Source organism: Rhizobium sp. AC27/96 (assembly GCF_001692325.1).
Lineage (GTDB): Bacteria > Pseudomonadota > Alphaproteobacteria > Rhizobiales > Rhizobiaceae > Rhizobium.
In genome coordinates this window covers 277,084-300,398 of record NZ_LXKN01000032.1, presented here as the reverse complement: position 1 = coordinate 300,398, position 23,315 = coordinate 277,084, and the positions used below count along the sequence as shown (strand labels likewise).

Sequence of the window (23,315 nt, the reverse complement as noted above, 5' to 3'; positions counted from 1 at the left end):
GAAAGGTCGCAATATTAGCCGCCACTGTTCGTCTTGGCACAGTCTCATCCCAGGTTCCGAGAGCTCGCCACCTTTCGGCGCGCGCAGTCTGGGCAGCAGAGCGGTGCATTTCTCAACCCGGCGGACGTCTATCGACGAGGACGTCCGGCGGCGAAGTGCGCGATGAAAACCAGTGAGGTTTGCATTTTGAAATCAAGCGTTCGAAAATTCATGTTTAGCGATCTCCAGAAAATCGATGGTTACATCGATCCGCCGGATGCGCTTGTCTTCCTGTCGTTGATCGAGAAGCAGAGGCAAGAGAAACTGTTTGGCGGTCTCGTCGAGATCGGGGTCTATTATGGGCGGTCTTATTTCCTGCTGCGCAAAATCAGTGCTCCCGACGACAATGTGCTTGCGATCGACCTCTTCGACATCGAAGCGGACGGCGCGCAATACCAGCGCTTCCTCGACAATGGCCGGTCGCTTGGCATTCCTGTCGACGAAGAGCTTGTCATAGCTGGCGACAGCACCCTGCTCGATCCGCAGGCGATCATCGACAAGGTTGGGCAGGTCCGCTTTTTCAGCATCGATGGCGGACATTTGCTTCGTCACATCGTTGCCGATAGCCGCCTGGCCAAGAGCGTGCTGGCCGATCACGGCATCATCGCTTTCGACGATACGTTCAATCCCGCCTGGCCGGAGGTGACGATCGGCGTTGCGGACTTCCTGCGCAGGAACAGCGACACCTTCACCGCCTTCTGCATGACGAAGTACAAGACCTATGTCTGCCGGCGGGAATTTCATGAGGTCTATCGGGCCGCGGTCAGCGGGGCGCTGCACCTCAAGCCGTTCGAGCATGCCGAGTTGGATTTTCTCGGCTCAAAGGTGATCAGGCTGCACAATCCGCTTAACCGGAGGGTCGCCTATGAGGTCATGCAGCGGCTGGGCATGGGCGCCCTGTCCGAATGGGCCTATCGCCCCGGCTGACCGTGAGCCGGCCCTAGGGCTTTGACGGGTCCGTCGGAGACGGACCCGTCATCGTTCCTCGTCAGTAGATTTCCGGCACGTACATTTCCGGCGGCACCGGCGTACGGTGGTAATCGGCGTTGCGCATCCGCTCCGGCAGGATGATTTCCGGCTTCGGCACGTTCTCATAGGGGATCTGGGTCAGGAGATGCGCGATGCAGTTGAGGCGCGCCCTCTTCTTGTCGACGGCATGCACGACCCACCATGGCGCCTCTGGAATATGAGTGCGTTCCAGCATCTCTTCCTTGGCTTTGGTATATTCTTCCCAATGCACACGGCTCTGCAGGTCCATCGGCGACAGCTTCCACTGCTTCAGCGGATCCTGAATGCGCATGCCGAAACGGAATTCCTGCTCTTCGTCGGTGATCGAGAACCAGTATTTGATGAGGATAATGCCGGAGCGCACCAGCATGCGCTCAAAGTCCGGCACGGAGCGGAAAAATTCTTCCAGCTCTTCCGAAGAGCAGAAGCCCATGACGCGCTCGACGCCGGCGCGGTTGTACCAGCTGCGGTCGAACAGCACCATTTCACCGGCAGTCGGCAAATGGGCCGTATAACGCTGGAAATACCACTGATGACGCTCGCGCTCCGTCGGCGCCGGTAGCGCGACGACGCGGCAGACACGCGGATTGAGGCGCTGGGTGACGCGCTTGATGGCGCCACCCTTGCCGGCGGAATCGCGGCCTTCGAACAGCACGACGACCTTGAGTTTCTTGTATTGCACCCAGTCCTGCAGGCGAACGAGTTCATGCTGGAGACGAAAGAGTTCGCGGAAATAGACCCTGCGGTCGAGCGTCGCGTCGGTTTCTTCTCCCATGCCCTCGGCGACCAGTTCGTCCAGCCGGTCTTCCTCGAGTTGCAGCTCGAGTTCTTCGTCGAAACTATCGACAATCTCGTCCTTGATGCGGCTCAGCCGGTCCTGAGTGTCATCGGTCATTGCGCGCTCCTGCTCTGTTTTCATGTTGGTGCTGACATATTTCGACCGCAAGGAGCCGGCCTGGCCATATGGTCGCAGCCGGCTCAAGTGGCAATCCTACTCGGCAGTCCAGCCGCCGTCGACGGAAAGCGTCGTTCCGGTGATCTGCTTGGCGGCATCGCCGCATAGAAACACGGCGATTGCCGCCACTTCGTCGACCGTCACGAATTCCTTCGTCGGCTGGGCGGCGAGCAGTACGTCGTGCTTGACCTGCTCTTCGGTCATGTTGCGTGCCTTCATCGTCTCCGGGATCTGCTTTTCGACGAGCGGGGTCCAGACATAGCCCGGAGCGATGGAATTGACTGTGACGCCATCCCGCGCAGCTTCAAGCGCGATCGTCTTGGTGAGGCCGGTGATGCCGTGCTTGGCGGAAACATAGGCCGACTTGAACGGCGAAGCCACCAGCGCATGCGCCGAGGACGTGTTGATGATGCGGCCCCATTTGCGAGCCTTCATGCCGGGAATAGCGGCCTTGATTGCATAGAAGGCGGCCAGCAGGTTGATGCGGATGATCGCTTCCCATTTGTCGTCGGGGAATTCCTCGATCGGGGCGACGAACTGGATGCCGGCATTGTTGACGAGAATGTCGAGGCTGCCGAAGGCTTCCTCGGCTTCGCGCACCATCGACGTCACTTCCTCGCCGTTCATCATGTTGGCGCCGGAATAGCGGCATTTCACACCGAAATCGGCCTCGATTGCTGCGCGCTCCTTTTCGATCGCATCGGCATCGCCGAGACCGTTGATCGTCACATTCGCGCCCTCGGCGGCAAAGGCGCGCGCGATCGCAAGCCCGATACCGCTCGTCGAACCGGTGACCAGCGCATTCTTCGAAGTCAACGAACCCATAATGCTACTCCCGCAATCTCTATGACATGGTTGAGTAAATGGAAAAATGCCGAGATGGGCGCACACTGCCAGCGTCATATGTCGCTTTGATAACAGCGGTTGGCCAGCCTCAGGGGCAGTCGGCTGGCGGCTTGACACTTCACTGTCACGCAACCGTGCAAGTTTCGCCGCGGGCGCCGGACTATTTCCTCCAAAGACGGAAAATACGATGAAGGTCGAAGACATTCTCAAGCATGCCTATGCAATGCCGCTGACCAATCCTTCCTATCCCCCGGGACCCTATCGGTTCTTTGACCGCGAATATATCATCATCACCTACCGCACGACGCGTGAAGCCCTGGAGGCAGTCGTGCCCGAGCCGCTCGAAATCGACGAGCCGCTGGTGAAATACGAATTCATCCGCATGCCTGATTCTACCGGCTTCGGCGATTACACCGAGACGGGGCAGGTCATCCCGGTCAAATATCGGGGCCAGGCCGGCGGCTATGTCCATTCCATGTATCTCGACGACGATGCGCCGATCACCGGCGGCCGTGAAATCTGGGGCTTCCCGAAGAAGCTCGCCAATCCGAAGATCGTCAATGAAGGCGAAGTCATCGTCGGCACGCTGCATTATGGCAGCGTTCTCTGCGCGACGGCAACCATGGGCTACAAGCACAGGCAGATCGACCAGGGACCGCTGATGGCCGCTCTTTCCGAGCCCAATTTCCTGATCAAGATCGTGCCGCATGTCGACGCCACGCCACGCATCTGCGAGCTGGTGCGCTACTACCTGACCGACATCACCATCAAGGAAGCCTGGGCCTCGCCCGCCGCGCTCGACCTCAGGCCGCATGTCATGGCCGACGTCGCGCGGCTGCCGGTTCTGGAGGTGGTTTCGGCTGTCCATTTCACCGCCAATCTGACGCTTGGGCTTGGCGAAGTCGTTCATGACTACCTTGCCGAGCGCAGGTAGCAGAGCCCTATTTTCCTTTTGCTGGAGACGGACCGTGCTCAAACGAAACACCAAGGCCGCAGTGCCGACCATTCAGGAAATCGCCACGCAATATGATCGCGTCGCCCTGGTATTTCAGGGCGGTGGCGCGCTTGGCGCCTATCAGGCTGGTGTCTACCAGGCGCTGGCCGACGCGGGATGCGAACCGACATGGCTTTCCGGCGTCTCCATCGGCGCCGTCAATGCCGCGATCATCGCCGGCAATGAGCCGAGCCGCCGCCTGCAGCGCCTTGAGCAGTTCTGGCAGATCATTTCCGGCCGCAAGATCTGGGCCTACACGCCGGAAGGCGACGTGTTCCGCGACATCCGCAATCGCACCAGCTCATGGATGACCATGACCATGGGCCAGCCCGGCTTCTTCAAGCCGCGTTTCCCCAATCCCTGGCTCGAACTGCCGGGCGCGGAAGGAGCCACCAGCTTCTACGATTCAGCCGAGCTGAAAAAGACGCTGGAGATGGTGATCGATTTCGACGTGCTGAACGACGGCAAGAAGCGCTTCAGCGTCGGCGCGGTCAATGTCAGGACCGGCAATTTCGTCTATTTCGACACCGACAATATCCGCATCGAGCCGGAACACATCATGGCAAGCGGCGCGCTGCCGCCCGCTCTGCCGGCCATCCGCATCGAAGGCGAATATTACTGGGATGGCGGCATCGTCTCCAACACGCCGCTGCAATATCTGCTCGACCAGGAGGAGGATCGCAGCTCTCTGGTGTTCCAGGTCGATCTGTTCAGCGCCCGGGGTGTCCTGCCCCGCAGCATGCCGGACGTGCTGTCGCGCCACAAGGACATCATGTATTCGAGCCGCACCCGGCAGAATACCGACAATTTCAAGCGCATCCACGGGCTGAAGATGAAACTGCTCGGCGCGCTGAAGCGCGTCCCGAAAGACCAGCTGACCCCGGAAGAAGAAGAGCTGATCGCCGATTATTCCAACTCCGGCGTCGTCAACATCGTCCACCTGATCTATCAGCACAAGAATTACGAGGGTCATGCCAAGGACTATGAGTTCTCCGGCACCTCGATGCGCGAGCATTGGGACATGGGTCTGGAGGATACCAAGCGCACGCTGCGCCATACCGAATGGCTGTTGCCGCCCTTCAGCGACGACGCCGTCGCCATCCACGACCTGCATCGCGAAGATCCGGTCTGAAACGGCGGGGCTGCAACCGATCAGGATATTAAAAAAGCCGGCTGAGCATTAGCTCCGCCGGCGTGTTTTTTTATAATTTTCGCAATGTATTAGCTCGCCTGGCCCGGCAAGCTATCCCTGTTTGAGCCGGAGCCGATGGGCTGTCTGCTTGGCGCGGTTGCCGCACATGGCCATGCTGCACCAACGCCTGCGATGGCCGCGCGTATGGTCGACAAAAAGCAGCGTGCAGGCGTGGCCCTCGCAGGCTTTCACATCCGAGAAATCTTCGGTACAGACGAAGCGTCCCAGCGCTTCGCCGATCGGCAGCAGTAGGGCCTCGGGCGAGCGCCATTTACGCCTGGACTGAAAGTCGAGGCCTCCGCCATCCTCTCTGGCCAGAACGCGGTTGAAGCCTTCATCCCGTTCCAGCAGCCGGTTCAGGGGTTCCAGCTCCTCCAGGGCCTCCGGCGTCAGCGGCCGGCCTTTATGCTCACGCACGAAATTCCTGAACCATTCACGCAGGGTGCGGGCCTGGTCGGCGACCTTGTCGAGTTCTCCCGGTAGCGCCTGCTCGCGCATGGCCTTCAGCGTTTCCGGCGGCACCAGTCCAGCCTGCTCCAGCCAGCGAAGCAATCCTTCGCCATCGTCGATCCAGTCGATCGGCGCATCGATGGGTGTGGCCACCGAATTCAGGAAATCCAGCCCCATCGCGTCGCCGACGAAAATTGCGGGAGAGTGGTTGTCCATCCTGGCTCCTGTTCCCGCGGCCGAACGCAGCCGCCGCGCTGTCTCTCAAAATCACGAACAATGCATAACCTATCAAAAGGCTCTTGACAAGTTATGTGTGCTAGACGTAACCCTATAAACACACTTAGAGAGGTTACTAAAGTTCAAGCGAAGGGGAGAAGGCAGATGTCACAACAGAAGGCGTCCTCCGAGAATGTCGATATTGTCCTCGTCCACGGTGCATGGGGAGACGGCTCGGGCTGGGCGAAAGTCATCGCACCGCTAGTGGCTAATGGATTTTCGGTGACGGCTGCCCCGCTGCCATTGACCTCGCTGGCCGATGATATTGCCGCGCTGGAGCGCGCCTTGGAGCGGGTGGCAGGCCCGGTGGTTCTGGTCGGCCATGCCTATGCCGGGGCAGTTATCGCCAGCGTGGCAAGCGAGAAGATCAAGGCATTGGTCTATATCGCTGCGCTTGCGCCGGATGAGGGTGAAACGGTCGCAGACGTGTTCTATCGCGGCGAACCTCATCCGCAGGCGCCCAAGTTGGCGCCGGATGCGCACGGGTTGATCTATCTGCCTCATTATGCTTTTGCCGCCGCCTATGCGCAGAATGCGGGTGATGAAGATCTGGCCGTTCTCGCGGCTGCCCAGCGTCCGATTTCACTGGCCTGCATCACCGTTCCTCTGGCGCGTCCGCTCTGGAAAGATCGCCCTTCCTGGTTCCTGATCGCCGAAGAGGACCGGATGATCAGCGCTGCCAACCAGCACTTCATGGCCGAACGCATGCAGGCAAAGCAGCGCTCGTTCCGGGTCGATCACACGCCGATGACGACGGCACCGCAGGCAGTTGTCGAGCTCATCCGCGAAGCAGCGGCTGCTGCGATCGGCGTGTGACTGAAGATAGAGTAACCACTGAAAGTCGAATTAACAGGTTAATGAAAGGACCTTGTCATGACCAACGTCAGCTACCGCACCATCAATGTCGATGGCGTCAAAGTCTTCTATCGTGAGGCAGGTACGCCGGGCGCGCCAAAGCTTCTGCTGCTGCACGGCTTCCCGAGCTCCGGCCACATGTTCCGCGATCTCATCCCTCTGTTGGCCGATCGCTATCATATCATCGCGCCGGACCTGCCGGGCTTCGGACAATCCGATGCGCCGAAGGGCAGCAACACATTCGACAGCATCGCAGCAACGATCGACCGCTTCACCGAGATCGTCGGCTTTGATCGCTATGCCGTCTACGTCTTCGATTACGGCGCGCCGACAGGCTTCCGTCTGGCGGTCAAGCACCCTGAACGGATTACGGCGATCATCTCGCAAAACGGCAATGCCTATGAAGAGGGCTTGAGCGAAGGCTGGAATCCGATCCAGGCCTATTGGCGGGATGCGTCGGAGGAAAATCGCAATGCGCTGAAGCCTTTCCTGGAGCCGGGTTCGATAGCCTGGCAGTACACGCACGGCGTTCCTGATACATCCAAAGTCTCCCCCGACGGCTATTCGCTCGATAGTTTCTATCTTGCCCGGCCGGGCTCGGAGGTGGTGCAGCTCGATCTCTTCGGTGACTACAAGAGCAACGTAGCGCTCTATCCGACGTTCCAGAGCTATTTCCGCACCCACAAGCCGCGCTTCCTGGCGGTCTGGGGCAAGCATGATCCGTTCTTCCTGCCGCCGGGCGCAGAGGCCTTTCGGCGGGATATCCCGGATGCGGTCGTCAAGTTCCTCGACACCGGCCACTTCGCGCTAGAGACGCATGCGGCAGAAATTGCCGCTGAAATCCGCGATTTCCTTGGCTGATATCGTCTTCCTGCCCCGCCGGCGCTTCCGTCGGCGGGGTATGGGCAGACCGTTGCTCTTTCAGATGCAGGAGGCATCCCATGTCCAGTTCAGTTGCTATCGTCACCGGCGCCAGCCAGGGTATCGGCCAGGCTACCGCCATCCGTCTCGCAAGAGATTTTTCTGCGCTTGTGCTTGTCGCCCGCAACAAGGCCAATCTGCTTGACACGGCCAAGGCCGCCGAGGCGGCCGGTGCGAAGACGCTTGTCATCGATGCCGATTTGGCAGAGTCGGCGGCCGCGCAGGCGGTGGTTGATCAGACGCTTGCCGCCTTCGGCCGGATCGATGCGCTGCTCAATATCGCCGGTGCCGTGCCGCAGATCGACCTCTTCGACATGACGAATGAGCAATGGGATAACGGCATGGCGCTGAAGCTGCATGGAGCGCGCAGGCTCACCATCGCCGCCTGGCCGGCTTTGAAGGAGGCCAAGGGTTCGGTCGTGCTGATGTCCGGCAATTCGGCGCTCTTTCCGAAGGCACCCTATGCAGCAGTCGGCACGATCAACGCCGCCATTGTCGCCTTGGCAAAGGCCTTTTCCGATCGCGGCATCACCGATGGCGTTCAGGTCAACAGCGTCCTGCCAGGCCCCGTCATGACCGGCCGCCGCCGATCCTATCTCGACCATTGGGCACCTCTGCACGATATGACCGTCGAGGAGGCAACGGCCCGCTTCCCGCAGGAAGCAGGCATTGCCCGCTATGGCGAACCGGAAGAGATTGCCGAACTGATGGCCTTCCTCGTCTCTCCGGCTGCGCGCTGGATGACCGGCTCGGCCCTGCGCATGGATGGCGGGGAGGTGAAGTCGATCTGAGGAACTGGCCTCAGCGCGCCTTGTAGCTGACCGAAATCTTGGCATTCGCCAAAGCGGTTTGGGCCAGCTGCGCGGCGTCGAGACCGAGCGAGCCGATCTGCAAGGGCTTGTCGAACGTGAGATCGAGGGTGAAGAAGCCCGTCGGGTGCGGCAGATCCTGCACGAAACGGAGCAGGGCCTTCTTCGAATCCGCGTCGATCTTGCTGTCTGGAAGGGCCTGTAATGCAATCGTGGCAGTGCCACGCAATTGCTCGATACCCTGTTGAGGATCCTCAGATCCCGCCATCTGCTGCAGGAATGCGGCAAGTGATGGAATGGCCATGCCCTCGAACAGGCCCTGATTGTCGAGCCGGAAACGCAGATGCGTCAACCCGGCCGAGCCATTCTGGATCAAGGCTTGCGCATCGGCGTCTTTCGGGAGTGTAAGTTCGGCGGACAGCGCCGCCTTTCCGGTGCGCAGATTAACGAGCTCCAGATTCTGAATGTCGAGGTAACCATCCTTCGGGTCGAAGCGGAAGGAGCCCGATGCATCCATCGGCCATTGCTGAACCGAGCTGATGTAGTTGGCAAAGGCGTTGTCAGTCAGCGGGGTAAAACGTGCGCCCTCGATGGAAAACCGGCCCCAGCCCGGCACATGTGCTGGCTTGGCTCCCATGCTTTTGGCGAAATCAACAAGGCCGTCGCCCTTGAATTCTGCCCGGTCGAAAGACCAGCCGATCCTGCTGCCGGTTTTGAAGACCCCATTCGTCACCGCACAGCCATCGCGCAACTCGGAGACGGCAAAGCCATCCCCGTGCTGGATGACGCCGCTGCCCTCGATGAGGTCGGCACATGGCGTCTCGGCGGCCATCGCGGAAAGAGGGGCGAGCGAAAGAAGGAGGGGCAACAGGAGGATGGGGCGCATTTTCTTGTCTATCCGTTTTAGACGATGGGCAAATACGAAGCCGCGCCATGTTTGCGGCTGGGCCGTACATGTCAAGTCACGATGCCCCAACCATTCGCATTGCAAGTGGATTGGCACCCCTTCGCCTAGGTCGTCGTTTGTCCCTTGTCTGTCGCGCGTATGAGATCGGCCGCCTTTTCCGCCAGACAATAGGTCGCCGCGACCGTATTGGCCGAGACGATGCTCGGCATGATCGAGGCATCGACGACACGCAGGCCCTCTACGCCGTGCACCCGCATGGTGGCCGGATCGATCACCGCCCGCTCGCCGCGTCCCATGGCGCAGGTGCCAACGGGGTGGAACAGCGTGCCGACGCGCTCGCGGATGAAGGCATCCAGCGCGCCGTCGCTTTCAATGTCTGGGCCAGGGTCGATCTCGGCATCGAGGTGGGGCGCAAAGGGCGCTTGTGCAGTGATCTTTCGAGCGAGCCTGATGCCCTTGCGAAGCACCTCCATCGTGCTATCACCGCGAAAGAAGTTGTAGAGGATCGACGGCTTCTCGGCGGGGTCGCCGCTTCTCAGCGCCAGGCGGCCGATGCTGCCCGGGCGAAGCTGGCAGACATGCAGGAGAAAGCCGTGGCCGGTGAAGCCGGATGCCGCCTGCGTGTTGGCCCTGCCGGTGCAGAAGAAAAGCTGGATATCGGGCCGGTCGCTTGCCGGATCGGTACAGATAAAGCCGCCGCCTTCGCCCGTCGTCGAGGAAAACAGACCTCGCTTTTTGAAGATCCAGTTCAGCACATGGCCGATGTTGCGCGGCAGTGCCCGCCAGGAAATGCCATAGGGCGCGATGGATTTGGCGTGATATTCGATCGTGACGTCGATATGGTCCTGCAGGTTTTCGCCCACGCCAGGCAGATCCGCAATCACCGGGATGCCATGACGCGTAAGGTCCCTGGCGTTGCCTATGCCCGACAGCATCAGCAGGTGCGGCGAGACGAAGGAGCCGGCCGAGAGGATGACTTCGCGAGCGTCGAGCGTACCTTGCTGGCCGCCGCGTCGGAAGGCGATGCCGGTGGCCTTCCGGCCGTCGAACATCACGCGCGTAACCTCGGCCTCGCTCATGACGGTGAGATTTGGACGGTGGCGCACGGGGTCGAGATAGGCGCCTTCGGCGGTAACCCGCTCGCCGCCCTTCTGCGTGAAAGTATAAAGCCCGGCGCCGTTTTGGCGCGCGCCATTGAAATCGGCATTCAGGGGATGGCCTGCCTGCTGGGCAGCTTCCAGGAACACCTCTGCCATCGGATTGACGCTACGCAGCGGTGCGATGTTCAGTGGGCCGCTTGTGCCGTGATAGGCGGGATCGATTTGGCTTTCGAGCAGCCTGTCACCGAAGCGGATGTGCTTGGCTGAACCCGGCTGAGCCAGGATCTCGAAACGCTCCAGCTTGCGGAAATAGGGCAGCAGATCGTCGTAGCCCCAGCCGGGATTGCCGAGATCGCGCCAATGGTCGAAATCCTCGCGCTGGCCGCGGATGAAGATCTGTCCGTTGACGTTGGTGGAGCCTCCCGTGCCCTTGCCGCGTGGCAGGGCCATGGAGCGGCCCTGCAGGCCTGGCTCAGGTTCGGTCTCGAACCAAGACATGAGTTTCGGGCCACCGAGAAAGGCGAGCGCCGGCGCCATGAAGGTGACCATGGCAAGCGGAATGCGCACGATGGCCTTGCGAGCATTGCGGTCCGATCCGGCTTCGACAAGGCAGACGCGCGTGGTGGGATCTTCGCTCAGCCGATTGGCGAGCACGCAGCCTGCGGCTCCGCCGCCGACAATGATGTAGTCGAATGCGGCCAAGGCTCAGATGTCCTGTGTTTGCGGCAGGATGACGAGATCGCGAATGGTGACGTTGGCCGGCCGCGTCAGCATGTAGAGCACAGCATCGGCAACGTCTTCCGAGCGCAAGCCTTCGCGCGCCGCGACCTTTGCGTCTATGGCGGCCGGGTCCGTATAGCCCCATAGTTCGTTGAGCACGACGCCGGGCGCCACGGAGCCGACGCGGATATTGTGCTTCATCGTTTGCCGCCGCAGGCCATGCACGAAGGCCTGAATTGCATGTTTCGAGGCCGAATAGACCGGCTCCCAATGGATTGCCTGATGTCCGGCAACCGAGGAGGTGACGACAATCTGGCCGCCACCCTGGGCGATCATGCCGGGCAGCACGGCGCGGGCCAGCCGGAAGACCGAATTCACATTGATGGAAATGAGTGCGTCCCAGGCATCCGGATCGCCTTCGGCGACGTCGCCGGGAATATAGAGGCCGGCATTGGGGAGCACGATGTCGATCCGGCCGAAGCGCGCGATCGTCGCATCCACGACTTGGCTGACAGCTTCAGGTTCGCTGAGATCTGCCGGCAGGATAAACGCATCGCCGACCACTTTGTTTGCCACCGCCGCCAGCTTTTCGGAGGAGCGCCCGACGAGTGCGAGTTTTACGCCCTGCTCGCCAAGCGCCAGCGCAGTGGCACGTCCAATGCCCGAACTCGCGCCTGTGACCAGCGCCACCTTGCCTTCAAGTTTCTGCCCCAAGATGTCCTCCTCCATCGCGGGATCTTGGAAAATCCCCGATGAAGGGCAGCCTAGGAAGGCCTCTTCTGCCCGTCAATAAAAATGTTTTCTCGCGTAAATTTTTATGCTGTGCGAGGTCGGGAAGTGAGCATTAGGCAGACAGCTTCCGACCCTCGGGCTTTGTCTGATCGGCACGTCCGCTATACGGCAGGATACGGCGCAGGACCTCCTGGGCGAGAGCCTTGGCATTCTGCTGCGCCTTGTCGAGATTGCTCACGCTTTCCGGGTCGATCGAATAGAGGGTCTGGCCGTAGCCGAAGACTTCGCGATAGGCCGCGCGTTCGATGATCGGCGTGGACAGCACATGCACGCGCCGGCTGGACAGCAGCTCCTTCACCGATTGCAGCGCGCGCGTCGTCACCATCGGATTGACGCGGGTCAGCACGACAGAGTGAGGAATGCGGATCTCGGCGCGATCATCCAGATATTGCAGCAGTTCGATGACGTTGGTGGCGCCCTCCGCATCCATGGCGGAGCCCTGTACGGGGATGAGCACATAGTTCGAATAGCCGAGCGCCTGCGCGAGAAGCGGGCTGCGCGCGCCGGGCAGATCGATGAGAAGGAAATCGACCTCATCGCGCAGCTTGCGCGCATGCTGGCCGAGATTGCCGGCCGTCACATAGGGAATGACTGAAAGCGTGGATGGTGCCCTGTCGCCCAACCGCTCATACCATTTGGAAATCCAGAGCTGCGGATCGGCGTCCAGAACAGCGACGGAAAAGCCCATTCTGGCGAGTTCGCAGGCAACGATGACGACGGCGGTGGTCTTGCCGGCGCCGCCTTTGGTATTGGCGAAGGTCAGAACGGCCATGAGGGCTCCCTGGGCTGATCGGTTTGGCAACTCAGTGCGGTGGGCGAGGGGCTGTCATGGCTTGCCGAGATCGTTACGCATTTATGGTTAACAAACCATTTTGAATGCGGCTGCAACCGGGCCGACGCTGCTTTGGGCATCATCAATGCCGCTTGTCGGCGGCCAGGATTTCGCGCGCGATCTGATCCAGCGCCACGGTGCGGTCGACACCGCCATGGGCGATGGCTTCCTTGGGCATGCCGAAGACGACGGAGCTCTCCTCGTCCTGGGCGACTGTGAAGGCACCCAGCTCATGCATCTCCTTCATGCCGCGAGCACCGTCGTCGCCCATGCCGGTCATGATGACGCCCATGGCATTGCCGGCGGCTGAGCGTGCTGCGGAGCGAAAGAGAACGTCGACGGAGGGCCGGTGCCGCGAAACGAGCGGACCTTCCTTGATGGCAACGACATAGCGTGCGCCCTGCCGCTCCAGCAGCATATGCTTGCCTCCGGGTGCGATCAGCACATGGCCGCGCAAGACGGGATCGCCGTGTTCGGCTTCCTTGACTTCGACTTCGCAGAGGCTGTTCAGGCGCTTGGCGAAGGCAGCGGTAAATTTTTCCGGCATGTGCTGGACGATAACCATGCCAGGCGTGTTGGCCGGCAGCGCCACGAGCAGTTCGCGCAGCGCCTCCGTCCCGCCCGTGGATGCGCCCACACAGACGACCATCTCGGTGGTCTTGGCCATGGCGCGGCCGGTCGGCGGGGGAAGTACGACATCGGCCGTCAGCTTGGCCGTCGGCTCACTGGGGACGATTACCCTTCGGCGGGATGTGCCAAGCCGGGCTGCCGCAGCGCCCTTTACCGTTTCCCGGATCGCCGCGGCGGCCTCGGCCAGGTGGTCGGCGGCGGCGATCTTGGGTTTCAGGATAATGTCGACAGCGCCGGCTTCCAGCGCCTGCATCAGTGTCTCCGAACCGGCCTCGGTCAGGGAAGAGCACATGACCACGGGGATCGGTCGCTGCGCCATCAGCTTGCGCAGGAAGGTGATGCCATCCATGCGCGGCATCTCGACATCGAGTGTGATGACGTCGGGAATTTCCTCCTGGATCTTCTTTGCCGCCATGAAGGGATCGGAGGCGACCCCCATGATCTCGATATCCGGATCCGCCGACAGCACCTGCGTCATGACCTGGCGGACACTGGCGGAGTCATCGACGATGAGCACGCGGATCTTCCTGGCCATACGCTTCAGACCTTTCTGAAAACGGTGTTGGCCACCTGCTTTACCGGCAGGTTGAGCCCGCTGATCGTTTCGGAATGGCCGACATAGAGGAAGCCGCCCGTCACCAGCTTTTCGCAAAGCCTCGACAGCACCTTTTCCTGGGTCGGCTTGTCGAAATAGATCAGCACGTTGCGGCAGAAGACGATATGGACCTTGTCGCCGATGTCATAGGCTCGGTCCATCAGGTTGAGGCGGCCGAAACCGATCTTGGCGCGCAGTCTCGGATGGATGCGAACCTCGCCGCGATCGGGATCACGGGCTTCCATGACGTAGCGCGAGCGCTTCTGCCGGTCGACCGGATCGATCATGCCGCTCGGATAGACGCCCCGGCGCGCGGCCTTGAGGACGTCGGTGGAAAGATCGGTGGCAAGAATGCTGTAGTCCGGCGCGCCACGAGCCTCGCGATAGTCTTCGATGACCATGGCGATCGTGTAGGGTTCGGCACCCACCGAGCAGGCGGCACTCCAGACGCGCAGGCGGCTATGGCCGGCCGCGATCAGTTCCGGCAGAGCGGATTGTTCCATGTGCTCGAAATGCTTCGGCTCGCGGAAGAAGTCCGTCTTGTTGGTCGTGACGGCGTCGATGAGGTGAATGGCTTCCCGATCGATGCCGCCGCGCTTGAATAGAAAGTCGCAGTAATCATCGAGATCGACGATCCCGGTCGCTCTCAGGCGTCGCCGCAATCGTCCCTCGAGCATGGTGCGTTTGCCGGGCGGCATCTTGATGCCGCTATAGTCGTAGATATAGCGGGCAAGCTGGTCGAAGTTCCGCCGGCTTAGCCCGTTGTCTCCGTAGTCTCTCGCATCTTGTGCTGGCACGTTATGTCTCACTCAAACAGCCGCGAACTCTGAAACGCTTCGACCGACGCCCATCAACGATACCTTGTCGGATGACGAGAAGAGCTTGGCGAGGTCGATGATGACGACGAATCCGCTTTCCCGGCGCACCACGCCCGCAATGTATTCGGACGGCCAGCGCACCCCGATATCGGGGGCGCTTTCGATCGCTTGGTGCTGGAACGAGGTAACCTCGAAGACACGATCGGCAACAAGACCGAGGGTGAGCATCTTGTCGGCAATTGGCACATCGATGACAAGGATGCGGGTATGCGGGGTCTTTGTCGTTCCGGACATGCCGAGGCGCAGGCGCAGGTCGATGACCGGCACGCCCTGGCCGCGCACGTCGCGCAGCCCGAGCAGATAGTCAGGCCCATGCGGGATGCGGAAGGCATCCTGGTGATCCAGAATCTCCCGGACCACCACGACCGGCACGGCAAAGCATTCATCGCCGAGGCCGAACGTCACATATTGAGCTTCGGTGCTGGTTGCAGCCATTTACGCGCTCTCCTTGAAATCATTGTCATCGGCGTCTGGTCCGCCCATGGACATGTCTAGGCTGAAGCCCTTGAGGCGGGCCTGCTGTGCAGCAACGCTGTTGTCGGTACGGGCAGCCGGCGCGCGGGCAGGTGCCGCCTTGGCGACGGGCTTCGCCCTGGCCGGGCTGATCGCATGATGGACAGGTGCCTGGGCGGCCTGGACCCTGCGGACATTGGCCTGCTCGACCTTGAAGAAGGCGATGGACGCCTGCAATTCCTCGGCCTGCGCGGCAAGCTCTTCCGAGGTTGCTGACATCTCCTCGGAAGCGCCGGCATTCTGCTGCGTCACCTTGTCGAGTTGCTGGATGGCCTCATTGATCTGCGAGGCACCGATATCCTGCTCGCGGCAGGCAGCCGAGATTTCGGCCACCAGTTCGGCCGTCTTGCGAATATCGGGAACCAGGCGCGAGAGCATGTCGCCGGCTTCGGTTGCGACCGTGACGGTCTCGCCCGAGAGGCTGGAGATTTCCGCTGCTGCCGCCTGGCTGCGCTCGGCAAGCTTGCGCACTTCCGAGGCGACGACGGCAAAGCCGCGGCCATGTTCGCCAGCACGGGCTGCTTCCACTGCGGCGTTGAGGGCGAGCAGATCGGTCTGGCGCGCGATTTCCTGAACGATGGAGATCTTCTCGGCGATGGTGCGCATGGCGTTGACGGCACGGTCGACGGCCTGGCCGCTGACTTCCGCGTCCTTGGCGGACTGACGGGCAATCTTTTCCGTCTGGGCGGCATTGTCGGCATTCTGCTTGATGTTGGCGGCCATCTCCTCCATGGAGGCAGAGGCTTCTTCGGCCGAGGAGGCCTGTTCGGTGGCGCCCTGCGACAGCTGCTCCGAGCCTGCCGATAGCTGCTGGCTGCCAGACGAGACGTTGTCGGAGGCAGACAGCGCGTCGGTCACAACGCCGCGCAACCGTTCGACCATCGACTGCAGCGAAAGGCCGAGCGTATCCTTGTCCGACATCGGCTTCGGCTTGACCGTCAGGTCGCCATTGGCGATCTGATCGGCAATGGTTGCGGTGTTGCGCAGATTTCCGGTCATGACATTGATGGTGTTGACGAGGTCCTTGATCTCGTCGTTGGTCTTGATCTCGATATTCTGATTGAGATCGCCGATCGCAACGCCTTCGGCAACCGCCTGGATCTTCTTGAGGCCGCGGTTGATGCCGAGCGCAATCCATGTGGCGATGATAGTCGAGAGCACGAACATGACAGCCAGCGAGGTCAGCAGGAGATTTCGCGCGAAGGCATACTGGTCGTTGGTCGAAAGATCGGTTTGGTGCAGGTCTTCAAGAATTGCCTTGTTGACGGTCTCAAGGGCATCCTGGAGCAGATCGCTTGCCTTGCGTCCGTCACCCATGGAGAGTGCCGCAGCCTTGCGGTTGCTTTCATCGGTATTTTCCGTCGCCAGCTTCAGGATCTGGTCGTCGATCTGCTTCCAGGCCGGGTACTGCTTGGAAAACTCGACAACCCTATCCGAGATTGCCGGGTCCTGCGACAGCTTCTGGACGAGCTGTTCGATCGCCGCTTCTTTCTCGTGAACGGCGTCGATGTAACCCCCGATCGCCTGCGGATCGGTATTGAGGATGGCGTTCTTTTCATTGCGGATCGCATCCAGCACGGCGCTGGAAAGATCGCCGGAATTGCGAAGGTTGGTCGCCGGTCCCTGGACGATATCGGTAATGGCGGAATTAAGGGAAGACAAGCTCACGATGGCGAGGACGGACATGCCCGTCGACAGCAGGATAAGAAAGCCGAAGGCGAGGGCCAATTTAAGTTTGATAGTAAAGCGCATCTCTGAAGTGCTCCTGAAAATGGAGAGATTTGAAGGTCGAAAAGTCAGACGGGGAGCCGTCTTGATGCGCGAAGACCGATACATTCACCCTTCCGCGAACCGGAACCGGTTCTTGAGGCCTGCGGTAGCATTCGCCGGCCTTTGATCTGGCGCCCTTCAGAGCCAGATCCTGTTGGTATCAGGCAGCCGTTCAGGCGCTCTGACGAAAGTCGCTGTCATCGGCGTCCGGTCCGCCCATGGACATGTCGAGTGAGAAGCCCTTGAGGCGAGCCTGCTGTGCGGCAACGCTGTTGTCAGTGCGGGCAGCCGGCGCGCGGGTCGGTGCTGCCTTGGCAGCAGGCTTTGCCCTGGCCGGGCTGATCGCATGATGGACGGGTGCGTGCACAGGCTGAACCCTGCGGGCATTGGCCTGCTCGACCTTGAAGAAGGCGATCGAGGCCTGCAGTTCCTCGGCCTGCGCGGCAAGTTCCTCTGACGTTGCCGACATCTCCTCGGAAGCGCCGGCATTCTGCTGCGTCACCTTGTCGAGTTGCTGGATGGCCTCATTGATCTGCGAGGCACCGATATCCTGCTCGCGGCAGGCAGCCGAGATTTCGGCCACCAGTTCGGCCGTCTTGCGAATATCGGGAACCAGGCGCGAGAGCATGTCGCCGGCTTCGGTTGCGACCGTGACGGTCTCGCCCGAGAGGCTGGAGATTTCCGCTGCTGCCGCCTGGCTGCGCTCGGCAAGCTTGCGCACTTCCGAGGCGACGACGGCAAAGCCGCGGCCATGTTCGCCAGCACGGGCTGCTTCCACTGCGGCGTTGAGGGCGAGCAGATCGGTCTGGCGCGCGATTTCCTGAACGATGGAGATCTTCTCGGCGATGGTGCGCATGGCGTTGACGGCGCGATCGACGGCCTGGCCGCTGACTTCCGCGTCCTTGGCGGACTGACGGGCGATCTTCTCCGTCTGGGCGGCATTGTCGGCATTCTGCTTGATGTTGGCGGCCATCTCCTCCATCGAGGCGGAGGCTTCTTCGGCGGAAGAGGCCTGTTCGGTGGCGCCCTGCGAGAGCTGCTCCGAGCCTGCCGACAGCTGTTGGCTGCCAGACGAGACGTTGTCGGAGGCAGACAGCGCATCCGCAACGACCCCACGCAGACGCTCGATCATCGAGTTGACGTGGCCGAGCAGGTCGCCGATTTCGTCTTTCGTGCTGATGACGGCAAATTCGGTCAGATCGCCTTCGGCGACGGTCTGGACCGTCCTGACGGCGCGGTTGATGCCCCTGTTGATCGAGACGATGATCCACATCGCCGAAACGAATGCGAGGATCGATGCCGTCGCGGCAATTATGATCAAGATCGAGCGTGCATTCGCATAGGCGCTCGCAGCATCCTGATCCGCCTGCTTCAATCTGGCCCGTTCGGAATCAAAGACCTGCGCCAGCACATTATCGATCTTGCTGCTGGTGTCGCGGGCGTCGGTCGTGGAAATGTGGAGCGCGCCGGCACTGTCGCCGGCCAGCATCATGGCGCGGATGCGGTCATCGGCATTGCGCCAATTGGCCGAGAGATCCTTGATCTGCGACCAGAAGCCCATGTCCTGTGCCGTGGTGTTGGCGAGGATCTTGGCAAGATCGGTATCGAATTCCGCGCGTGCCGCATCGCTCTTTGCGATATAGCCTTTGGTCTCTTCAGCCGATGCGGATGACAGCATGTTCTTCTGCTGCCGCAGCTGTTGCAGGACTGTTATGTCGAGGTTCTGCGCGAGACGCAGACGTTCGGCGGGGCCGGTCAATGTATCGGACCAATTGTCGTTGACCTGGCCGAGTGTGGTGATGCTGTAGACGGCTGTGCCAAGAAGCATGGCGATCACGACAGCAAACGTTAAAAGCAGCTTGAGCTTGATCGTAAAGCGCATCTGGTGGCCTCCTTGCCTGAAAATTCTATGCGGTTGCTCTGACCGCGCCTGCCCGTTGCGAAGAAAAGATCGCCTGCAGGTTTGGGATGATGATGAATTCGCCGCCGCGCTTGACGAGGGCGTGGACATAGTCGGGACGCCAGCGCATACCGACGATGGGGGGTGGTTCGCTCGCCGATCGGGCAAGCTGCGTGACCTCGTGAACCTTGTCGGTTCGTATGCCGATCAAGCTTCTCTCGCCGTCGATCTCCAGTCCGGTCACGACGATGCGGCTGTCGATCGTCACGTTACCAGGCTCCATGCCGAAGGCGACGCGGATGTCGGCAAGCGGGATGACTTTGCCGCGGAAATTGATGACGCTGCCGACAAAGGGCAGGCTGCCGGGAACATTGGTTTCAGGCAGCAGGTCGAGGATTTCCTGAACGACGACCGCGTCGATGGCAAAGGTTTCGCCATTGAGGCTGAATGTCAGGACGGAGAGTTCTTCGGCGTCTTTCCAAAAGGCGCGATAGTCCGATTTTACATCTGCTTCGATCATCCTGCTGCCCGCAATTGCGCCTCCTGATGTTGTCCGGCGGCGATCAGGTGGACGACGTCGAGGATCAGGGCCACGTTGCCGTCGCCGAGAATGGTCGCGCCTGAAAAGGTGGAGACGTGGTCGTGGAGTTTCGACATCGATTTGATGACGGTCTGATGGTCGCCGATAATCTGATCGACGACGAGGCCGACCCGCTGACTGCCGGTCGAAATGACCACGACCTTCTGATAGGGGTCTGGCTCGGTGCCGGTGCGGAACAGCTCGCGGAGCCGAAGGAAGGGCACCAGGTCGTCGCGCAGCGAGATGAAGCTGCGGCCGCGCGAACGCAGGTCCTGCTCGACCGAAAGCTCGAGGCATTCCTCGACGGCGGTCAGCGGGATCACGTAACGGCCGTTGCCGACGCGAACGAGGAGGCCATCGATGATGGCAAGCGTGAGCGGAATTCTCAGGGCAATATCGGAGCCCTTGCCGAACTCGCTTGCGATATCGATCGACCCACGCAGCGTCTCGATCGTCTTCTTCACCACATCCATGCCGACGCCGCGGCCCGACAGGTTGGTGACCTTTTCGGCCGTGGAGAAACCGGGCTGAAAGATCAGCTGCAACAGCTCCTTGTCGGCAAGCTGGGCGCCGGGCTGGATGAGGCCGTTGGCTTCCGCCTTGGCGCGGACCTTCTGTCGGTCGATGCCGCGTCCGTCGTCCTTGATGGAGATGATCACTTCGCTGCCGGTCTGGTGGGCCGAGAGGATGACGCGGCCGCTTACGGGTTTGCCGGCAGCGATGCGGTCCTCCGGGCTTTCCAGCCCATGGTCGATGGAGTTGCGCACGAGGTGCACGAGGGGATCGGCGAGGCGATCTATGACGGTTTTGTCGACCTCGGTGCTTTCGCCCTCGGTGATCAGCTCGATATCCTTGCCGGTTTCCCTGGCCAGATCATGGACCAGCCGCCGGAAGCGGCTGAAGAGGCTCGTGACCGGCATCATGCGCAGGACCATCATCGTGTCGCGCAGCTCTCCGGCCAGTCGTTCGATCTCTTCCGAGACTGAGCGCAGGCCAAGATCGGCAGCCGAATTCGCCATCTGGCTGAGACGTGACTGGGCAATTACCAGTTCTCCGACCCGATCCATCATCTCGTCGAGCCGCAATGCCGGAATACGGACATTATCGGCCTGCTTCTGCCCCTTTGCATCCGCAGGCTGAGGCTTGCCCGTATCGGGCTGGCTGGTGACCTTCGGCGACACCTCGGTGATTGCCTTCTGCGGGCTTGAGGTGACAGGGGCTGGGCTTTGCTGCTGCGGAGGCTGGAGTTCGCGAAGCTCCATCGTCATGTCGTCCATGACGAAGATGAAGACATCCTCGATCTCGGAGCGAGGCTTGTCGGTCGTCAGCTGAACCGTCCAGCCCATATGGAGGTCACGCGGATCGAGATCCTGAAGCGCCGGAATGGCATCGATATTGGCGTCAACATGGCATTTGCCGAGTTCTCGCAGTTCATCGAGAAGACCGAGCGGATTGGTGCCGTTGGCCATGGAGTTTGCTGGCAGACTGAACTTCAGAAGCCATGTCTTGGCACCGCTGATGGCCGTGCCGGAAGTAGCAGCGCCTACCTCCGTGGGAGCTGGCGCGGATGCTGTGGAGGCGCCATTGGCGCCAACGGCAAGACGCAGCTTCTCAAGGAGCACGGAGCTCATCGCCTCGTGATCACCATTCGGGTTTTCCAGCAGCGCCTGCATGTGGCCCTGCGCATCGAGAACCGCGCCAACCAGTTCCTTTGTGGCGGGCGCCTCGCCCTTGCGGACGCGATCGAAAGCCGTCTCGCAATGATGGGTGAAGGCAGCCAATTGGTCGAATCCGAACATGGAGCCCGACCCCTTGAGGGTATGGAGACCCCGGAAGACGGTGTCGATCTGAGCCCTGTCGCCCAGATCGCGCATCAGATCGAGGAGGCCGGCCTCGATCAGTTCGAGCTGCTCGGCGGCCTCCGTCCTGAAAACGGCGATCGGATCGAGATCGTTCATCTGCCTAGAACCTTGCGTACGATCTTGATCAGCGTTTCAGGATCGAAGGGTTTTGTCAGCCAGCCGGTGGCGCCGGCGGCCTTTGCCTGCTGCTTGAGATCGCCGTCCGATTCCGTGGTCAGGAAGATCACGGGCGTTCCCATATAGGCCGGCAGCTGCCGCAGGCCGCGGATCATCGTCAGGCCATCCATGTTCGGCATGTTGAGATCGGTGACGATCAGGTCGAAGCTGCCGGTCTTCATCTTGCCGAGGCCATCGGCGCCGTCGACTGCTTCGGTGACGGCATATCCGGCGTTGGTAAGGGCAATGCGCGTGGTCAGCCGAATGCTGGCGGAGTCATCGACGGTGAGAATATTTGCGCTCATGCTGCTTTTCCTTCTAGCCAGAAACTGTCTTTTTGCCGGTCTCCGCAGAGGAGGCCCGCGCGTTGCAGGACGGTGAGAAAATTGCCGTCCGCGGGTTTGCTCAATGCAAGTGCCACGCCCGCGTGGTCGGCTGTTTGCCGTGCGGACAGAAGCAATTGCGGTAGGGTAAGATCGATATCCTCATTGCCGTCGACGTCGATGGTGAGGGAGCGGCTGAGTGAGGCGGCCTCCTGGAGGTAGACCTGGATAATGTCTCTCACATTGGCGATGGTCTTGATGGTCAAGGGGCCATGAAGATGCAGAATTTCCGCCTGTCCGCTCATGCTGTTCCTCGCGATAGCTGAAGTGTGGCAGCCGCCGTCACGGATGCATTGTCGTCGTGCTGCGGTTCGAAGAGGCTCTTGATATCCGTCCAGCGGCGGCAGAAGGCCGCGACGCAGGCGGGGTCGAAATGCGTCCCGCTGCTGTTGACGATCTCGCGGAATGCGTCGGCCATCGGCCATGCCGCCTTGTAGGATCGCTTCGAGCAAAGGGCGTCGAAGACGTCGGCTATCGCGACGATGCGCGCCTCGATCGGGATGGAAGCGGCCGAAAGACCTTTCGGATAGCCGGTGCCATCCCATTTCTCGTGATGGCTTTCAGCGATCCTCTGGGCTGTTTGAATGAGTTTGCTGGAACTGTCGGCGAGGATTTCGCCGCCAAAGCCCGTGTGTTTTTGCATCTCCCGGCGCTCTTCGGCGCTCAAGGGACCGGGCTTCGAGAGAATGGCGTCCGGCAGGCCGATCTTGCCGACGTCGTGCAGAGCGCTCGCAAGAAAGATCGTGCGGCATTGGCGCTCGTCCAGGCCGACTTCCTCTGCAATCATGCGGGCGATGATCGCAACCCGGTCCAGATGATCTGCCGTCTCGCCGTGCCTGCAGGCGATCGCCTTTGAAAGGCGCCAGATGATTTCTTCCTCGCGCCTTTCGACGCGCTTCATTGCGGTGTCGAAATCGTGCTGCAATGCGGCCGCCTTGGCCGCGAGTGCCAACCGCTCCTCGCCGATGCTGAGAATGTTGCGGACGCGGATCGTCAGCTCCGTCTCGTCGATCGGCTTGTTCAGGAATTCGGTCGCGCCCGCCTTCATCGCGGCCAGCTTGATATCGGCCTCCTTGCGGGAAGTGATCATGATGGCGGGGACATGTGTTGTAAGTGGATTCTTACGCAGATGCGCAATGACTTCGATGCCGTTCATGCCGGGCATCATGTAGTCGACAAGAATGAGATCCGGTGTCTTGCTCTCGAGTTGATCGATGGCATCGGCGGGATGGAGGAACGACAGTACCTCGCTGCCTTTGATGGCTTCGACCGCTCGACAAAGCGTGGCCACAACTGAAGGACTGTCATCTAATACGAAGATGCGCATAGCTACCCCGCGGAGCGTCCGCGGC

23 protein-coding genes are annotated in these 23,315 nt (G+C 60.9%); 6 read left to right on the top strand and 17 right to left on the bottom strand.

The features are described 5' to 3' along the window. The first annotated feature begins 186 nt into the window (after positions 1-186). Positions 187-966, top strand: a complete 780-nt coding sequence (locus A6U86_RS23060) for a class I SAM-dependent methyltransferase (RefSeq protein ID WP_068396086.1) — start codon at positions 187-189, stop codon at positions 964-966. 61 nt (positions 967-1,027) lie between these two features. On the opposite strand, the gene ppk2 is transcribed toward A6U86_RS23060, so the two are convergent. Together ppk2 and A6U86_RS23050 are read right to left on the bottom strand one after the other, a co-directional pair. Continuing rightward, positions 1,028-1,942: a polyphosphate kinase 2 gene (gene ppk2 / locus A6U86_RS23055; RefSeq protein WP_068396083.1), complete on the bottom strand. Its 915-nt coding sequence runs from the start codon at positions 1,940-1,942 to the stop codon at positions 1,028-1,030. Positions 1,943-2,038: 96 nt separating this feature from the next. Further along, entirely contained in the window at positions 2,039-2,827 is a 789-nt protein-coding gene (locus A6U86_RS23050; protein WP_068395588.1) for a 3-hydroxybutyrate dehydrogenase, read from the bottom strand. A 208-nt stretch (positions 2,828-3,035) separates the two neighbouring features. Here A6U86_RS23050 and A6U86_RS23045 point away from each other — a divergent pair, with 208 nt between their 5' ends. Together A6U86_RS23045 and A6U86_RS23040 are read left to right on the top strand one after the other, a co-directional pair. Beyond that, positions 3,036-3,782 carry an acetoacetate decarboxylase gene (locus A6U86_RS23045; protein WP_068395586.1) on the top strand — a complete coding sequence of 249 codons (747 nt, stop codon included), beginning with the start codon at positions 3,036-3,038 and terminating at the stop codon, positions 3,780-3,782. A gap of 34 nt (positions 3,783-3,816) precedes the next feature. Beyond that, the gene (locus A6U86_RS23040) at positions 3,817-4,974 is read left to right on the top strand and encodes a patatin-like phospholipase family protein (RefSeq protein ID WP_068395584.1); all 1,158 of its coding nucleotides are present in this window, start codon (positions 3,817-3,819) and stop codon (positions 4,972-4,974) included. A gap of 111 nt (positions 4,975-5,085) precedes the next feature. Here A6U86_RS23040 and A6U86_RS23035 read toward each other — a convergent pair whose 3' ends face one another. Next, entirely contained in the window at positions 5,086-5,700 is a 615-nt protein-coding gene (locus A6U86_RS23035) for an ABATE domain-containing protein (RefSeq protein ID WP_068395582.1), read from the bottom strand. Positions 5,701-5,865: 165 nt separating this feature from the next. Here A6U86_RS23035 and A6U86_RS23030 point away from each other — a divergent pair, with 165 nt between their 5' ends. From A6U86_RS23030 to A6U86_RS23020, 3 genes are all read left to right on the top strand, one after another. Then, entirely contained in the window at positions 5,866-6,576 is a 711-nt protein-coding gene (locus A6U86_RS23030) for an alpha/beta fold hydrolase (RefSeq protein ID WP_068395580.1), read from the top strand. 57 nt (positions 6,577-6,633) lie between these two features. Further along, on the top strand, positions 6,634-7,476 hold the full coding sequence (locus A6U86_RS23025; protein WP_068395578.1) for an alpha/beta fold hydrolase: 843 nt from the start codon (positions 6,634-6,636) through the stop codon (positions 7,474-7,476). An 80-nt stretch (positions 7,477-7,556) separates the two neighbouring features. Beyond that, on the top strand, positions 7,557-8,327 hold the full coding sequence (locus tag A6U86_RS23020) for an SDR family oxidoreductase (protein ID WP_068395576.1): 771 nt from the start codon (positions 7,557-7,559) through the stop codon (positions 8,325-8,327). Positions 8,328-8,337: 10 nt separating this feature from the next. Here A6U86_RS23020 and A6U86_RS23015 read toward each other — a convergent pair whose 3' ends face one another. From A6U86_RS23015 to A6U86_RS22950, 14 genes are all read right to left on the bottom strand, one after another. After that, complete coding sequence (locus tag A6U86_RS23015; protein WP_068395575.1) at positions 8,338-9,231, bottom strand: hypothetical protein; 894 nt, start codon at positions 9,229-9,231, stop codon at positions 8,338-8,340. A gap of 125 nt (positions 9,232-9,356) precedes the next feature. Beyond that, positions 9,357-11,054 (bottom strand): GMC family oxidoreductase, encoded by a 1,698-nt coding sequence (locus tag A6U86_RS23010; RefSeq protein WP_068395573.1) that lies wholly within the window; start codon positions 11,052-11,054, stop codon positions 9,357-9,359. Between the two features lie 3 nt (positions 11,055-11,057). Beyond that, positions 11,058-11,786: an SDR family oxidoreductase gene (locus A6U86_RS23005; protein ID WP_068396078.1), complete on the bottom strand. Its 729-nt coding sequence runs from the start codon at positions 11,784-11,786 to the stop codon at positions 11,058-11,060. Positions 11,787-11,916: 130 nt separating this feature from the next. After that, positions 11,917-12,636 carry a ParA family protein gene (locus tag A6U86_RS23000; RefSeq protein ID WP_068395572.1) on the bottom strand — a complete coding sequence of 240 codons (720 nt, stop codon included), beginning with the start codon at positions 12,634-12,636 and terminating at the stop codon, positions 11,917-11,919. Positions 12,637-12,778: 142 nt separating this feature from the next. Beyond that, positions 12,779-13,861, bottom strand: a complete 1,083-nt coding sequence (locus A6U86_RS22995) for a chemotaxis response regulator protein-glutamate methylesterase (RefSeq protein ID WP_068395570.1) — start codon at positions 13,859-13,861, stop codon at positions 12,779-12,781. A 5-nt stretch (positions 13,862-13,866) separates the two neighbouring features. After that, positions 13,867-14,718 (bottom strand): protein-glutamate O-methyltransferase CheR, encoded by an 852-nt coding sequence (locus A6U86_RS22990; protein WP_083196945.1) that lies wholly within the window; start codon positions 14,716-14,718, stop codon positions 13,867-13,869. 12 nt (positions 14,719-14,730) lie between these two features. Further along, positions 14,731-15,234, bottom strand: coding sequence for a chemotaxis protein CheW (locus tag A6U86_RS22985; RefSeq protein ID WP_068395566.1), 504 nt, complete (start codon positions 15,232-15,234; stop codon positions 14,731-14,733). Continuing rightward, a complete protein-coding gene (locus A6U86_RS22980) occupies positions 15,235-17,064 on the bottom strand; it encodes a methyl-accepting chemotaxis protein (RefSeq protein ID WP_068395564.1) in 1,830 nt (609 codons plus the stop codon). Between the two features lie 190 nt (positions 17,065-17,254). After that, positions 17,255-18,964 (bottom strand): methyl-accepting chemotaxis protein, encoded by a 1,710-nt coding sequence (locus tag A6U86_RS22975; RefSeq protein WP_068395562.1) that lies wholly within the window; start codon positions 18,962-18,964, stop codon positions 17,255-17,257. 25 nt (positions 18,965-18,989) lie between these two features. Further along, positions 18,990-19,502: a chemotaxis protein CheW gene (locus tag A6U86_RS22970; protein WP_068395560.1), complete on the bottom strand. Its 513-nt coding sequence runs from the start codon at positions 19,500-19,502 to the stop codon at positions 18,990-18,992. Beyond that, the gene (locus tag A6U86_RS22965; protein ID WP_068395558.1) at positions 19,499-21,520 is read right to left on the bottom strand and encodes a chemotaxis protein CheA; all 2,022 of its coding nucleotides are present in this window, start codon (positions 21,518-21,520) and stop codon (positions 19,499-19,501) included. The genes A6U86_RS22970 and A6U86_RS22965 overlap by 4 nt, the downstream gene beginning before the upstream one ends. Continuing rightward, positions 21,517-21,885, bottom strand: coding sequence for a response regulator (locus A6U86_RS22960; protein ID WP_068395556.1), 369 nt, complete (start codon positions 21,883-21,885; stop codon positions 21,517-21,519). The genes A6U86_RS22965 and A6U86_RS22960 overlap by 4 nt, the downstream gene beginning before the upstream one ends. Next, positions 21,882-22,208 carry an STAS domain-containing protein gene (locus tag A6U86_RS22955; protein ID WP_068395553.1) on the bottom strand — a complete coding sequence of 109 codons (327 nt, stop codon included), beginning with the start codon at positions 22,206-22,208 and terminating at the stop codon, positions 21,882-21,884. Before A6U86_RS22955 ends, A6U86_RS22960 begins: the two co-directional genes overlap by 4 nt. Further along, positions 22,205-23,290, bottom strand: a complete 1,086-nt coding sequence (locus A6U86_RS22950) for an HD domain-containing phosphohydrolase (protein ID WP_068395551.1) — start codon at positions 23,288-23,290, stop codon at positions 22,205-22,207. The genes A6U86_RS22955 and A6U86_RS22950 overlap by 4 nt, the downstream gene beginning before the upstream one ends. Positions 23,291-23,315: the final 25 nt, after the last annotated feature.

Coding starts and splice junctions, on each gene's coding strand:
- ppk2 (WP_068396083.1), bottom strand. CDS start 1,942: ATGACCGATGACACTCAGGACCGGCTGAGCCGCATCAAGGACGAGATT.
- A6U86_RS23050 (WP_068395588.1), bottom strand. CDS start 2,827: ATGGGTTCGTTGACTTCGAAGAATGCGCTGGTCACCGGTTCGACGAGC.
- A6U86_RS23045 (WP_068395586.1), top strand. CDS start 3,036: ATGAAGGTCGAAGACATTCTCAAGCATGCCTATGCAATGCCGCTGACC.
- A6U86_RS23035 (WP_068395582.1), bottom strand. CDS start 5,700: ATGGACAACCACTCTCCCGCAATTTTCGTCGGCGACGCGATGGGGCTG.
- A6U86_RS23030 (WP_068395580.1), top strand. CDS start 5,866: ATGTCACAACAGAAGGCGTCCTCCGAGAATGTCGATATTGTCCTCGTC.
- A6U86_RS23025 (WP_068395578.1), top strand. CDS start 6,634: ATGACCAACGTCAGCTACCGCACCATCAATGTCGATGGCGTCAAAGTC.
- A6U86_RS23020 (WP_068395576.1), top strand. CDS start 7,557: ATGTCCAGTTCAGTTGCTATCGTCACCGGCGCCAGCCAGGGTATCGGC.
- A6U86_RS23015 (WP_068395575.1), bottom strand. CDS start 9,231: ATGCGCCCCATCCTCCTGTTGCCCCTCCTTCTTTCGCTCGCCCCTCTT.
- A6U86_RS23000 (WP_068395572.1), bottom strand. CDS start 12,636: ATGGCCGTTCTGACCTTCGCCAATACCAAAGGCGGCGCCGGCAAGACC.
- A6U86_RS22995 (WP_068395570.1), bottom strand. CDS start 13,861: ATGGCCAGGAAGATCCGCGTGCTCATCGTCGATGACTCCGCCAGTGTC.
- A6U86_RS22985 (WP_068395566.1), bottom strand. CDS start 15,234: ATGGCTGCAACCAGCACCGAAGCTCAATATGTGACGTTCGGCCTCGGC.
- A6U86_RS22980 (WP_068395564.1), bottom strand. CDS start 17,064: ATGCGCTTTACTATCAAACTTAAATTGGCCCTCGCCTTCGGCTTTCTT.
- A6U86_RS22975 (WP_068395562.1), bottom strand. CDS start 18,964: ATGCGCTTTACGATCAAGCTCAAGCTGCTTTTAACGTTTGCTGTCGTG.
- A6U86_RS22970 (WP_068395560.1), bottom strand. CDS start 19,502: ATGATCGAAGCAGATGTAAAATCGGACTATCGCGCCTTTTGGAAAGAC.
- A6U86_RS22965 (WP_068395558.1), bottom strand. CDS start 21,520: ATGAACGATCTCGATCCGATCGCCGTTTTCAGGACGGAGGCCGCCGAG.
- A6U86_RS22960 (WP_068395556.1), bottom strand. CDS start 21,885: ATGAGCGCAAATATTCTCACCGTCGATGACTCCGCCAGCATTCGGCTG.
- A6U86_RS22955 (WP_068395553.1), bottom strand. CDS start 22,208: ATGAGCGGACAGGCGGAAATTCTGCATCTTCATGGCCCCTTGACCATC.
- A6U86_RS22950 (WP_068395551.1), bottom strand. CDS start 23,290: ATGCGCATCTTCGTATTAGATGACAGTCCTTCAGTTGTGGCCACGCTT.